The organism is Anaerococcus porci (assembly GCF_009696575.1).
Classification (GTDB): Bacteria; Bacillota; Clostridia; order Tissierellales; family Peptoniphilaceae; genus Anaerococcus; species Anaerococcus porci.
Genome location: NZ_VULQ01000007.1, coordinates 1 through 12535 on the forward strand (window position 1 = coordinate 1; position 12535 = coordinate 12535).

Below are 12535 nucleotides of genomic sequence, written 5' to 3' on the forward strand. Positions count from 1 at the left end.
GTAAAGAAAATATGGTGACAAAAGCAGAAGGGATACACCTGTATCCATACCGAACACAGAAGTTAAGCCTTCTAACGCCGATGGTACTCGGAGGGAGACCTCCCGGGAGATTAGGAAGTTGCCAAACTTAGAAGTTTTTGTGAAGAATAATTCTTCACAAAAACCCATAAGATAATTTGACAAAAGTCAATACATATTTTATAATTATATATATTGCATGTGCTTAGGTAGCTCAATGGTGGAGCACCCGGCTGTTAACCGGTAGGTTGTGGGTTCGAGCCCCACCCTGAGCGCCATTTAAAACCCGTCCGGTTCCTGAAGGATTCGTGCGGAGCACTCGCTTTAGCGAGATAAGCCGGGGTGGCGGAACTGGCAGACGCACAGGACTTAAAATCCTGCGGTGGTCAAACACCGTATCGGTTCGATTCCGATTCTCGGCACCAATATCGCGGGATGGAGCAGCTTGGTGGCTCGTCGGGCTCATAACCCGGAGGTCGTAGGTTCAAATCCTACTCCCGCAACCAATTAATTACTCTAAATATAATAAGGCCCTATGGTCAAGCGGTTAAGACACCACCCTTTCACGGTGGTATCCCGGGTTCGAATCCCGGTAGGGTCACCATTTTTAAATTTATCAATTCTAGTTTATTAATTAAAATCATGTATTAGATTTTTGATAATTTTTTGGAAGTATAGCTCAGTTGGGAGAGCATCTGCCTTACAAGCAGGGGGTCACAGGTTCGAGCCCTGTTACTTCCACCATTAAACAAGTCGTCCGGTTCTGAGAAGATTCGAGCGGAGTACAAATTTAGCAAAGCTAGATTTTCTGGCTTAGTAGTTCAGCTGGTTAGAATGCCGCCCTGTCACGGCGGAGGTCGTGGGTTCGAGTCCCATCTAAGTCGCCAAAAGTCCTTTAAGCATTTATTGCTATAAAAGGATAAAGCCTTTGGATTTCAAAAGAGATCCAATGTGCTGATGTAGCTCAATTGGTAGAGCAATTGATTTGTAATCAATAGGTTGTAGGTTCAAGTCCTATCATCAGCTCCAATTTTATTGTGATTCAATAAAATAAAAAATGGTGTAAACCATTATATTTACTTATTTTTAAGAAATACAAATTTTGGGGAAGTTCCAGAGTTGGCCAAATGGGACGGACTGTAAATCCGTTAGCTTTGCTTTCAGTGGTTCGAATCCGCTCTTCCCCACCAATTTGCGGGTGTAGCTCAGTGGTAGAGCCCCAGCCTTCCAAGCTGGTTGCGAGGGTCCGATTCCCTTCACCCGCTCCATATGCGCCTGTAGCTCAGTTGGATAGAGCAACGGACTTCTAATCCGTGTGTCGGAGGTTCGAATCCTCCCAGGCGCGCCACATGTTGGGATATAGCCAAGTCGGTAAGGCACCAGACTTTGACTCTGGTATGCGTAGGTTCGAGTCCTGCTATCCCAGCCATATGATCCATTAGCTCAGTCGGTAGAGCACTTGACTTTTAATCAAGGTGTCCGGAGTTCGAATCTCCGATGGGTCACCATTAACATTTTTTATAATATGTAATTAGTTTAGTGGTTATACTGGCAAAGCTAAATAGGCGATAAAGGCAATCTTTAGCCACTGTATTTCTAGATTGATCCATTAGCTCAGTCGGTAGAGCACTTGACTTTTAATCAAGGTGTCCGGAGTTCGAATCTCCGATGGGTCACCAAAATATGGAGAGGTACCGAAGCGGTCATAACGGGGCGGTCTTGAAAACCGTTAGAGTCTTACGGCTCACAAGGGTTCGAATCCCTTCCTCTCCGCCAATATTTTAAGCCTTAATTGGCTTTTGGAGAAGTACTCAAGTGGCTGAAGAGGCTCCCCTGCTAAGGGAGTAGATCCTTTCAAAAGGGATGCGAGGGTTCAAATCCCTCCTTCTCCGCCATATGCCCAGATAGCTCAGTCGGTAGAGCAGGGGACTGAAAATCCCCGTGTCGGTGGTTCGATTCCGCCTCTGGGCACCAAACAAGCCTACTCGGCTTCTGGAAAACTCTTTATGTAATCTTAAGGATAATGGGAGTTTAAGTAGGGGTTTAGTTCAGTTGGTAGAACGTCGGTCTCCAAAACCGGATGTCACGGGTTCAAGTCCTGTAACCCCTGCCATTTTATATTTTAATATGGACCTGTAGCTCAGCAGGTTAGAGCGCACGCCTGATAAGCGTGAGGTCGGTAGTTCGAGTCTACTCAGGTCCACCATAAATGAATCTTATAGATTTATTTGGGCCTCTAGCTCAGTCGGTTAGAGCGCCCGGCTCATAACCGGTAGGTCCAGGGTTCGAGTCCCTGGAGGCCCACCATACTAACACCAATCATTTTTGATTGGTGTTTTTTATATGTAATAATTCAAATTCTACAATAGTTTTGAATATATAAGTATTTAAAATCAGTACTTTGCAACTTAATGAAATATTTTATATTTTTTATAATGGCAAATATATAAAATTTGCAATGAATAATTTCTCTTAGATGAAAAGATTAGAAATTTTACTAAAAATCATGATATAGATTTTAGGAAAATAAGATTTAGATGAATAACTGAATCAATATAAATTTTATATTAGCTTATTATCTTTTGCTAATATATTTTATCTTTGTAATTTTAAAAATATTACTAATATTTAACATTATTTAAGTTATTTTTAATTTTAAACGTTAATAATTAAATTAATTTAACATGACATACTATTTATGATAAAATTTAAACATATTTAATATTAGGAGAAAATAATGGAAAACTTAAATAATATTGTTGGAATTTTAAATTCCTTTGTAAGAGATTGGATTTTGGTTTTATTTCTATCTTCTATAGGAATTTACTTCACTTTCAAAACAAGATTTGTTCAATTTAGAAAATTTAAGACAGCTTTTATCGAAGCTTTTGGTGGAATGTTTCGACAAAATGATGAAGGAATTTCACCTGTTAAGGCCCTTTCGGTTGCTATAGCAGGTCAGGTTGGGACAGGAAATATAGCAGGTGTTGCAACTTGCATTGTAACAGGAGGGCCGGGGTCTATATTTTGGATGTGGGTAATGTCTATTTTTGGTATGGCTACGATTTATGCTGAAAGTGTCCTATCCCAAAAGTTTAATGAAAAACTTCCAGATGGAAGCTTAATTGGTGGTCCTTCATATTACATAATGAAAGGTATAAAAAATAAGAGATTGGCTAAGTTACTATCAAGGTCTTTTTCAATTTTATTAATAATAGCCTTAGGATTTTTTGGAAATATGACACAAGCAAATTCTATAGCTTCATCTATCCATGCTATAAATAATAATATCCCTTTGATTTTAATTGGGATTCTTATAGCCATAGTCTCTTTTGTTGTCCTTATAGGTGGAATTAATAGAATATCAAATTTTGCCCAACTTTTAGTTCCTTTTATGGCTATTTTGTATATAGTATTTTCTATCATAATACTCTTTAAGTATAAGGAAAATATCCTGCCTTCATTTAAGCTTATTTTCACCTCAGCTTTTGGATATAAACAAGCTTTGGGTGGACTTATGGGAATTTCTATGAAAAAGGCAATCTCTATTGGGGTTGCTAGGGGACTTTTTTCAAATGAAGCTGGTATGGGAACTACAGCCCATGCTCATGGATCTGCCAATGCAAAAAACGCTTATAGTCAAGGTTATATCGCTATGTTTGGTGTTTTTGTTGATACTATAATAATCTGTTCAGCAACTGCTTTAATAATATTAGTTACAGGAGTATATAAAGAAGATTTAAATGGAGCTGTCCTTACTCAAAGGGCTTTTGAATTGAGTTTTGGACCCTTTGGAAAGGTAATGCTTGCCATAGCACTTACATTTTTTGCCTTTACAACAATTGTAGCTTGGTATTATTTCGCAGAGAGTAACTATAAATTTTTATTTGGTGAAAAAAACATCAATATATTTAGGGCTATATTCATATCCTTTATAATTACAGGTTCTTTTCTTAAAATTAACCTTGTATGGAATTTATCAGACCTTTTTAACTCCCTTATGGTAATACCAAATATTATAGCCTTATTCCTATTAAGGGATAGGGTATAAGAATTCATTTTTTTTACTTTAATAATAACTTAAATAATTTTATCAAATTTTTCTAATATTAATGCTAAGTTTATAATATTCTATAAATCTACTTAGTAAATATTATAAACTTAGAAAAAACATACACAAATGATAGTTGTATGAAAATGAATTGTGTTATAAACTAAACATAAGATAGTTAGGTTATTCTATGGAAGCTTAAGGAGGATAAGATGGATAAGAAAAATACTAATTTATCAAAATACTTTTCTTACTTGCCGCTAGCTGGTTCTATAGTTGCTGTACTTATTAGCGTTTTATTTTATGTATTGATGGGAAAAAAATTTCAAACCGAATATTTAATAAAACCTATAATCTACTTTGCTATATTTACAGTAATTGGTTTGTTTGGGACAAAGTATTTAGAAGATGAAATACTGGTTAAAAATAAAAATCTTATTATTATACTCATAATAGTATTTTTGATAATTCAAGTATTAGCTTACTTAAAAATTATATAGGAGAACAATATGTTAAAAAAAGTGATAGCAGTTTCAATTTCAATATTAATGATCTTAAGTGGTATTAGACCTTCATTAGCTAGTGAAGAGAGTAAAACTTTTGATGAAATAGTTGAATCTACATTAAAAGATAATAATTTAGATTATAAATCAGAAAAGTACGATTTGAGTAATGATGATTGGGAAATAATAAATAAAGAGTTATCTTATAGTGGATACCTTAATAAAATAGATAAGAATAACTACAAAGAATTTAATAATTCAAAATTAGTACCAGTAAAAGTTGAATCTAAAGAATATGATAAGGCTATCATATTACCAATTTACTATGAAAATAACAATTCTAAATTATTTACACAAGTAGTATATATTCCTGATCAAAAAATCGTTTTATCAGTAGCTTCTGCTGAGCTAGATGAAAATGAAGAACTAAATGAATTTTTTGCATATAATAATATATCTTATTTCAGAGAAATAAGATATTCTCTTCCAAAATTTGTATGTGATTTGGGAGGAGCCGTAGCATGTGCAACCTTCTGTGGAGGAGTAGGAGCGGCGTTTCCAGTATTCGGTGTAGCATGTTCAATAATATGTGGACCTGCATTTGGATATGCTTGTGATGGTGTAGAATAATACACTATTTTAAGCTTCCATATTTTAATAATTAGAGCTGTTATATTTATAGCAGTTCTTTTTTAATACAAGGAGATTATCATGAACGATTATAGTTTTATAGGTAAAGAAATTAAAAATATTAGAAAATATCAAAATATGACTCAAAAAGAATTAGCAGATAGTTCAAATATTAGTGAACAAACTTTAAGAAGATGTGAGCAAGGTAAAATAGATACTAAATTAACTACCCTAGCAAATATACTAGATGCCTTAAATATCAGTGTTAGAAAATTGTTTTTAGATACAAATGGCTCCAAATTGCATGAAATAAATAATCTTTTTATTGAATTAAACTATAATTTAAATTGTAACTATTTAAAAAAAGTATCAGATATCTATGAAAATGTGAAATCTATTGACCTTGATAAGTTTGCACCTTATATACAAGTAGAGATTAATGCTAATTTAAAATTTTATGAAGCCTTATTTTTAGAGTTGTGTGAAAAAGAATATAAACTTGCTTTAGTTAAATATGAAGAATCTATTGAAATATATATTAAGAATTACGATATAAATAAGTTTGAAAGTTTTAATTATAATCAAAGATCACTGCATGTTCTAATTAAGATAGCAGATTTAATGACAAAAATGAATTATAATATTAACAAATCTAATGAGATTTTATGTTTTGTATATGATATTTTAGGAGATGATTCTGTTACATCAAATTATTTAATGTATATTTTAGCTATTAATAATTACATGAGTAAAAATTATGAAAAATCCTTAGAATATACAATAAAGGGAATTGATAATTCTAAAAGATTGTTTGATATGAAATATTTAGATCTTTTGTTTCATATATTATCTAAAATATATTATAAGATTGATAAATATGGTTTAGCCAAACATTATGAAGAAAAAGCAGATATACTATCTAAGGTGATTTGTGATTCAAGAGATAGGTTAGATTACTTAGACAAACATCTGGAAAGTAATTAAATTTTTAAAAAAAGACAATCATATACTAAAATAGTTTTTTTGAAAAAGTTTTTTAAAGTAACTTATTATATTTAAAAAATATTTTGCCCAACCTGTATCATATATCTGATCAGACTTTATTACTTTGATTTTTACTTAAGATATTATACAATAAGAACATATAAAGATAGTATCTTTAGGAGGAATTATGAATATTATTATTGTGGGTGCTGGTAAGGTAGGTTCTTACCTTACAAGTCAATTATCTGATGAAGGACACAATATTTTAGTTATAGATAAAGATCAAGATGTACTAGAAAGACTTCTTTCTCAAAATGATGTTATGGGAATTCTGGGAGATTGTAGAGACCTTGATGTATTAGATGAGGCTAATGTCGATAAATGTGATGTCTTTATAGCTATGACATTTGATGATGATGTAAACCTTATATCATCAATTATGGCTAAGAGAAAAGGAGCAAGGTCTACTATTGTAAGACTCCGTGATCCAAGATATATAAAAGATCAAGAATTTATGAGAAAGGCAATGGAAGTTGATAGGTTAGTAAATCCTGAGTTTTTTGCAGCAAAAGAGATTCAAAGAACCTTAAAATATACCTATGCGGTAAATGTCGAAAATTTCCTTAATTCAAAAGTCATACTTATAGAGCTTGAATTAGATAGAAATTCCAAACTTATCAATAAGTCTTTAATGGACTTGAATAAAGAAGGACTTTTGGGAAATATTATAATAGCTATTGGGGAAAAAGATGATCAAGTTGTTATACCAAATGGTAGCCATATATTAGAGGTTGGAGAGAAAATCTATGTAGCAGGTCCTAGGGAGGATATAGATAAGTTTTATAAAAGTCAAGTTGACTCTAAAAAAAATATAAAGGATGTTCTAATAATAGGTGGAGGCTCTATTGCCATTTATCTTACAAAACTTCTACTAAAGAGAAACTTTGCTGTAACAGTTCTTGAAAATAATAAGAAAAAGGCTATTGAATTTTCTGAGTCTGTTCCTGATTGCGATGTTATAAATGCAGATGGAACAGATCCAGAAATCCTAGATGAGGTAGGGGTTGAAAACTATGATGCAGTGGTTTCTCTTACAGGCATTGATGAGGAGAATATTCTTATCTCCTTACTTGCCAAAAAATGTGGTATAGAAAAAACTATAGCTAAGGTTAATAGAACCCAACTATTGAGGATAACTGGGATACTCGATGTAGATACTACAGTAACACCTAAAAAATCTGCTTCTTTTTATGTATCAAGACTCCTAAGAAGTAAGGAAAATTCAAGGGGAGAGTCTATATCAAACCTTTATAGGCTATCTGATGATAGGGTTGAAGCAATTGATTTTACAGTTATAGAAAATTCTAAGCTAACAGGTATTAGACTTAAAGATTTAAACCTTAAGTCTAATACCCTCATAGTATGCATATCTAGAAAAGATTTGGGTGGAAAAATCGAGGTTGCAAATGGAGAATCTGTAATAAAACTTGGTGATAGAGTTATGGTTATAACCAAGCACAAGGACTTTACAGAAATAGACGATATATTGGAGTAATTATGAACTTAAAAATTGTCAAATATTCTATAGGAAAGCTTCTTTTGGTTTTGGCAGGCTTGTTGGTATTCCCATTAATAGTTTCTTTTATTTATAAAGAATCAATAGCTGATAAGATAAATTTTATACTACCAATTATAATATCTATAATACTAGGTATGTTACTATCAAAACTTGGAGATAATAAAAGTCACATCTATACAAAAGAGGCTATGTTTATAACAGCATCAACTTGGCTTATATTTTCACTTATAGGGGCAATTCCCTTATTTCTTACAAAGTCAAATTACCCATCATATATAGATGCATTTTTTGAAATGGTATCAGGTTTTACAACATCAGGAGCATCGGTTGCCTTTAATGTAGAAGATTTACCTCATTCTATAATATTTTGGAGGTCATTTTCTCACTTTATAGGGGGTATGGGTATACTTGTATTTACCATAGCAATTCTTCCAAATTCCAACAAGGAATCATCTCTACTAATGAAAAGTGAGGTTCCCGGTCCAAGCTTTGGAAAGATTACACCAAGACTTTCAGACACAGCAAGAAACCTCTACCTTATGTATATAATCTTAACCATACTTACTATTATCTTACTTATGTTGGGAAGAATGAATCTTTTTGACTCTATTGTTCACGCTTTTGGGACAGCTGGGACTGGTGGATTTTCGAGTAAGGGTATATCAATAGGAGCCTATAATTCTAGATATATAGAATTTATTTTAGGAATTATGATGGCAGTATTTGGTGTAAACTTCAATATTTATTTTTATGCCATAACAAAAAACCTAAGAGTTGCTATTGATAGTGAGGAATTAAAATGGTATGTAGGTATAATCCTAATATCAAGTGTGCTTGTATTTATAAATATCCTATCTATGTACAAGGATGTAATATATTCTTTGGTAAATTCATTTTTCTCAGTTTCATCTATAATAACCACAACAGGTTATGTATCAGCAGACTTTGGAAAATGGCCACTTTTTTCTAAGTCTATTTTAATTCTTCTAATGTTTATAGGAGGATGTGCAGGTTCAACTGCAGGTGGACTTAAGGTATCTAGATTTGTTATCCTAATAAAAGGTGGTATAAACCAAATAAGAGAAGCAATGAATCCTAAGAAAATAACCATAAATAGACTTGATGGAAAGAGAGTTGATGAAAAGACTGAAAAATCAGTATCAAAGTATTTAGTTATATATATTTTAATTTTTATAATTTTTTTTATGATTGTGTCTATAGATATGAATGACTTTGAAACGGCCTTTGCAGCAGTTGCTACAACTTTTAATAACGTAGGTCCAGGTCTTGGAGCTTTTGGGCCAATTGAAACATTTGCACAAATGTCACAACTTTCAAAATTTGTCTTAACCTTAGCTATGCTTTTGGGAAGACTTGAAATATTCCCAGTGCTTTTACTTTTATATCCATCTACTTACAGGTATTTGAAGGATAAATAAGAAAATAAACCCACAATAAGGAAATTTTCGCTTAATGTGGGTTTTATTGGTATAGATTAGATGATTTTTATAAGGCAAAATTCATTTATACATTAGTCGTAGATTTAATTTATTATTTTAAATAAAAATTTAAAATGGACTTAATAAAGGAAAAATTTGATAAAATTATTTTAAAATAGCTCCCTTATCTGAGCTTGTTACAAGTCTTCTATACCTATTTAACCAACCATTTACTTTGTTTATTTCAAGAGGTATGAATTTATCAATTCTTTCTTTAAATTCTTCATCACTTATTTTTAAATTTATAGAATAAGATGGTATATCTATCTCTATAATATCACCATCTTCTATAATGCCTATAGGTCCACCTAGTGCTGCTTCTGGTGATACATGACCTATGGAGGCACCTCTAGATGCTCCAGAGAATCTTCCGTCAGTTATAAGCGCGACACTTTTATCAAGTCCCATTCCAGCAAGGGCAGATGTAGGGTTAAGCATCTCTCTCATACCAGGGCCACCTTTTGGACCTTCATACCTTATAATAACAATATCTCCAGGCTTTATTTGAGAGTTATAAATTGCTTTTATGGCATCATCTTCTGAATTATATACTCTTGCAGGACCAGTGTGTTTGAGCATAGACTCATCTACAGCAGATCTTTTAACAACTGCACCCTTAGTGGCTATATTTCCAAAAAGAATTGCAAGTCCTCCAACTTTAGAGTACGGGTTTTCAATATCTCTTATAACTTCATTATTTTTATTTTCAATATTTTTGATATTTTCTCCTACACTTTTCCCACTTACAGTAATAAGACTTAAATCGATTAATCCTTTTTTAGAGATCTCTTTTTCAACAGCTCCTATTCCACCACTTAGATATAAGTCTTCCATGTGGTGAGGACCTGCTGGAGCAAGGTGGCAAAGATTAGGCACTTTCTCGCTTATTTTATTGAATATATCTAGGTCTATATCAAGTCCTCTTTCACTAGCTATGGCTAATAGATGAAGAACTGTGTTTGTAGAACAACCCAAAGCCATATCACATGCTATGGCATTTTTAACTGACTTTTCTGTTATTATATCATTTATCCTAATGTCATTTTTTAAAAGTTCCATTATTTGAAAGCCAGATTCTTTAGCAAGCCTATATCTTTCAGAATAAACAGCAGGAGTTGTTCCATTTCCAGGCAAGGCTAGACCTATGGCTTCTGATAGGCAGTTCATAGAATTTGCAGTATACATTCCAGCACAAGATCCACAAGTAGGGCATACTGACTTTTCAATCTCATAAAGTTGTTCATCATTTATTAGATTAGCCTTATTTGCTCCTACAGCTTCAAAAACTGATGATAGGGAAAGTTCCTTACCTTTATTTTTTCCACTTAGCATAGGACCACCACTTACAAGAATTGTAGGTAGGTTAAGCCTTAAAGCTCCCATTATCATGCCAGGAACAATCTTATCACAATTTGGAACAAGCACTAGAGCATCAAGTCCATGGGCTATTGCCATAGTTTCAACGCTATCCGCTATAATTTCCCTACTTGGAAGGGAATATTTCATACCTATATGACCCATTGCAATACCATCACAAACTCCAATTGAAGGAATAGTTATAGGTGTTCCTCCATTCATTAAAACTCCGGCTTTTACAGAGTCAGCTACCTTATCTAGGTACATATGACCTGGAACAATTTCACTATAGGCTGATATTATTCCAATCAAAGGTCTATTAAGCTGTTCTTTGCTATAGCCTAGGGCATAAAAAAGCGATCTATTTGGAGCTCTTTCACTACCCCTTAGTACTTTATCACTATTTAATTTCATTAGTTCTCCTTTTTATTAAGCCAAGTCATCATAGATCTCAGATCTTTTCCGACTTCTTCTAATTGATGTTCTTTTTTTCTTCTTCTAGTTGTAAGAAATTCTATCTTTCTTCCTGATGAGAATTCTTGCATGAATTGACTTGCAAAGGCACCTGACTGGATATCTTCTAGGATATTTTTCATAGCATCTCTTGTTTCTTTTCCTATTATTTTCTTTCCAGCATAGTAGTCACCATATTCTGCAGTATTTGAGATGGAGTTTCTCATATTTGAAAAACCACCTTCAACAATCATATCAACTATAAGTTTCATTTCGTGAATACATTCAAAGTATGCCATTTCTGCTTCATATCCTGCTTCAACCAAGGTTTCAAAACCTGCTGTCATAAGTTCACAGATACCACCACACAAAACTGCTTGTTCTCCAAAAAGGTCAGTTTCAGTTTCTTCTTTGAAAGTTGTTTCAAGAATACCTGCTCTACCTGCACCTATAGCAGAGGCATAGGCTAGGGCAAGATCCTTTGCCTTACCAGAATAATCTTTATAGACTGCTACAAGAGAAGGAACACCATTACCTTTAACAAATTGACTTCTTACAGTGTGACCTGGTCCTTTTGGAGCGACCATTGCCACATCAATACCTTCAGCAGGTTTTACTAGGCAGTAGTGGATATTAAATCCATGAGCATACATCAAAGTGTCACCTTTTTTCATGTAAGGGGCAACTTCACTGTTGTATATGTCTGCAGATACTTCATCTGGTACAAGCATCATTACCACATTTGCTTTTTGGCTAGCTTCACTTACTTCATAAACTCTAAGTCCAAAGCTTTCTGCTTTTTTCCAAGATTTTGAGCCCTTTCTAAGTCCTACAAGGACATCTATACCAGATTCTTTTAAGTTGAGGGCGTGGGCATGACCTTGTGAACCAAATCCTATTACAGCTACAGTTTTTTCCTTAAGTAGGTTTATATTACAATCCTTGTCATAGTATTTTTTTATCATTTTTTACTCCTTAAATTTAATATTTTTTTATCCCTGTTATTCCAGTTCTAGTTACATCTTCTATTTGGTATTTTGAAACTATTGCTAAAAAATCATTAACCTTATCCCTATCTCCAGTAAGCTCTAAATAGAGGTCTTCTTTAGAATAGTCAATTATATTTGCCTTATATAGATTTGTTAGGGCATTTAATTCCAAATAGTCTTTTTTATGTATCTTTAGCCTAACAATTAGCATTTCTCTTGAAATAAAGTTTTTATCATCCATTATCTCAAGATTTATTACATCTTCAAGCTTCTCAATTTGCTTTACAACCTGCCTTACAAGCTCTTCTTCTTCAGATATGGTCGCGATAATCCTTGTCTTGTTACCTTTACCATTTACAGCTGCATTTATGCTTTCTATATTGTATCCTCTTCTTGAAAAAATCGAAGAAATTCTCGTAAGTATACCAGCATTGTTTTCCACTAAAACATTTATAGTACTTAATTTTTTCACT

General features: G+C 33.1%; 9 protein-coding genes, 19 tRNA genes and 1 rRNA gene. 26 read left to right on the top strand and 3 right to left on the bottom strand.

Features of this window, described 5'->3' with window-relative positions; all coding sequences use genetic code 11:
* Window positions 1–10: 10 nt before the first annotated feature.
* The 26 genes from rrf (at window position 11) to FYJ26_RS06610 (ending at window position 9204) form a co-directional block, all read left to right on the top strand.
* A 5S ribosomal RNA gene (rrf, locus tag FYJ26_RS06485) occupies window positions 11–127 on the top strand.
* A 94-nt stretch (window positions 128–221) separates the two neighbouring features.
* A tRNA-Asn gene (locus FYJ26_RS06490) sits at window positions 222–296 on the top strand.
* A gap of 58 nt (window positions 297–354) precedes the next feature.
* Window positions 355–443, top strand: a tRNA-Leu gene (locus tag FYJ26_RS06495).
* Window positions 444–447: 4 nt separating this feature from the next.
* Window positions 448–524, top strand: a tRNA-Met gene (locus FYJ26_RS06500).
* 23 nt (window positions 525–547) lie between these two features.
* Window positions 548–622, top strand: a tRNA-Glu gene (locus tag FYJ26_RS06505).
* Window positions 623–686: 64 nt separating this feature from the next.
* Window positions 687–762, top strand: a tRNA-Val gene (locus tag FYJ26_RS06510).
* Between the two features lie 66 nt (window positions 763–828).
* A tRNA-Asp gene (locus FYJ26_RS06515) sits at window positions 829–905 on the top strand.
* 66 nt (window positions 906–971) lie between these two features.
* A tRNA-Thr gene (locus FYJ26_RS06520) sits at window positions 972–1047 on the top strand.
* Window positions 1048–1122: 75 nt separating this feature from the next.
* Window positions 1123–1208 (top strand) — tRNA-Tyr (locus FYJ26_RS06525).
* Window positions 1209–1212: 4 nt separating this feature from the next.
* Window positions 1213–1286: transfer RNA gene (locus FYJ26_RS06530), tRNA-Gly, on the top strand.
* A gap of 3 nt (window positions 1287–1289) precedes the next feature.
* Window positions 1290–1366: transfer RNA gene (locus FYJ26_RS06535), tRNA-Arg, on the top strand.
* A 5-nt stretch (window positions 1367–1371) separates the two neighbouring features.
* Window positions 1372–1447 (top strand) — tRNA-Gln (locus FYJ26_RS06540).
* Between the two features lie 3 nt (window positions 1448–1450).
* A tRNA-Lys gene (locus tag FYJ26_RS06545) sits at window positions 1451–1526 on the top strand.
* A gap of 95 nt (window positions 1527–1621) precedes the next feature.
* Window positions 1622–1697: transfer RNA gene (locus FYJ26_RS06550), tRNA-Lys, on the top strand.
* Between the two features lie 6 nt (window positions 1698–1703).
* Window positions 1704–1794: transfer RNA gene (locus FYJ26_RS06555), tRNA-Ser, on the top strand.
* Between the two features lie 25 nt (window positions 1795–1819).
* Window positions 1820–1913 (top strand) — tRNA-Ser (locus FYJ26_RS06560).
* A gap of 3 nt (window positions 1914–1916) precedes the next feature.
* Window positions 1917–1992 (top strand) — tRNA-Phe (locus tag FYJ26_RS06565).
* Between the two features lie 63 nt (window positions 1993–2055).
* A tRNA-Trp gene (locus FYJ26_RS06570) sits at window positions 2056–2131 on the top strand.
* Window positions 2132–2147: 16 nt separating this feature from the next.
* A tRNA-Ile gene (locus tag FYJ26_RS06575) sits at window positions 2148–2224 on the top strand.
* Window positions 2225–2248: 24 nt separating this feature from the next.
* Window positions 2249–2325 (top strand) — tRNA-Ile (locus tag FYJ26_RS06580).
* A gap of 430 nt (window positions 2326–2755) precedes the next feature.
* Entirely contained in the window at window positions 2756–4069 is a 1314-nt protein-coding gene (locus FYJ26_RS06585) for an alanine/glycine:cation symporter family protein (protein ID WP_154540831.1), read from the top strand.
* A gap of 212 nt (window positions 4070–4281) precedes the next feature.
* Window positions 4282–4569 carry a hypothetical protein gene (locus FYJ26_RS06590; protein WP_154540833.1) on the top strand — a complete coding sequence of 96 codons (288 nt, stop codon included), beginning with the start codon at window positions 4282–4284 and terminating at the stop codon, window positions 4567–4569.
* Between the two features lie 9 nt (window positions 4570–4578).
* The gene (locus tag FYJ26_RS06595; RefSeq protein ID WP_154540835.1) at window positions 4579–5202 is read left to right on the top strand and encodes a hypothetical protein; all 624 of its coding nucleotides are present in this window, start codon (window positions 4579–4581) and stop codon (window positions 5200–5202) included.
* Between the two features lie 81 nt (window positions 5203–5283).
* Complete coding sequence (locus FYJ26_RS06600; protein WP_154540837.1) at window positions 5284–6186, top strand: helix-turn-helix domain-containing protein; 903 nt, start codon at window positions 5284–5286, stop codon at window positions 6184–6186.
* A 187-nt stretch (window positions 6187–6373) separates the two neighbouring features.
* On the top strand, window positions 6374–7741 hold the full coding sequence (gene trkA, locus FYJ26_RS06605; protein WP_154540839.1) for a Trk system potassium transporter TrkA: 1368 nt from the start codon (window positions 6374–6376) through the stop codon (window positions 7739–7741).
* 2 nt (window positions 7742–7743) lie between these two features.
* On the top strand, window positions 7744–9204 hold the full coding sequence (locus FYJ26_RS06610; protein WP_154540841.1) for a TrkH family potassium uptake protein: 1461 nt from the start codon (window positions 7744–7746) through the stop codon (window positions 9202–9204).
* 165 nt (window positions 9205–9369) lie between these two features.
* Here the strand turns inward: FYJ26_RS06610 and ilvD are convergent, their stop codons facing one another.
* Genes ilvD through ilvN form a run of 3 tightly spaced genes read right to left on the bottom strand, consistent with a single transcriptional unit; the run spans window position 9370 to window position 12534 of the window.
* Window positions 9370–11034 (bottom strand): dihydroxy-acid dehydratase, encoded by a 1665-nt coding sequence (gene ilvD / locus FYJ26_RS06615; RefSeq protein WP_154540843.1) that lies wholly within the window; start codon window positions 11032–11034, stop codon window positions 9370–9372.
* Window positions 11034–12038, bottom strand: a complete 1005-nt coding sequence (gene ilvC / locus FYJ26_RS06620) for a ketol-acid reductoisomerase (protein ID WP_154540845.1) — start codon at window positions 12036–12038, stop codon at window positions 11034–11036. The genes ilvD and ilvC overlap by 1 nt, the downstream gene beginning before the upstream one ends.
* A gap of 16 nt (window positions 12039–12054) precedes the next feature.
* A complete protein-coding gene (ilvN, locus tag FYJ26_RS06625) occupies window positions 12055–12534 on the bottom strand; it encodes an acetolactate synthase small subunit (RefSeq protein WP_176270030.1) in 480 nt (159 codons plus the stop codon).
* Window position 12535: the final 1 nt, after the last annotated feature.

Excerpts from the sequence above, each read along its gene's own strand:
- FYJ26_RS06600 (WP_154540837.1), top strand. The coding sequence starts at position 5,284 with ATGAACGATTATAGTTTTATAGGTAAAGAAATTAAAAATATTAGAAAA.
- FYJ26_RS06590 (WP_154540833.1), top strand. The coding sequence starts at position 4,282 with ATGGATAAGAAAAATACTAATTTATCAAAATACTTTTCTTACTTGCCG.
- trkA (WP_154540839.1), top strand. The coding sequence starts at position 6,374 with ATGAATATTATTATTGTGGGTGCTGGTAAGGTAGGTTCTTACCTTACA.
- FYJ26_RS06595 (WP_154540835.1), top strand. The coding sequence starts at position 4,579 with ATGTTAAAAAAAGTGATAGCAGTTTCAATTTCAATATTAATGATCTTA.
- ilvC (WP_154540845.1), bottom strand. The coding sequence starts at position 12,038 with ATGATAAAAAAATACTATGACAAGGATTGTAATATAAACCTACTTAAG.
- ilvD (WP_154540843.1), bottom strand. The coding sequence starts at position 11,034 with ATGAAATTAAATAGTGATAAAGTACTAAGGGGTAGTGAAAGAGCTCCA.
- FYJ26_RS06585 (WP_154540831.1), top strand. The coding sequence starts at position 2,756 with ATGGAAAACTTAAATAATATTGTTGGAATTTTAAATTCCTTTGTAAGA.
- FYJ26_RS06610 (WP_154540841.1), top strand. The coding sequence starts at position 7,744 with ATGAACTTAAAAATTGTCAAATATTCTATAGGAAAGCTTCTTTTGGTT.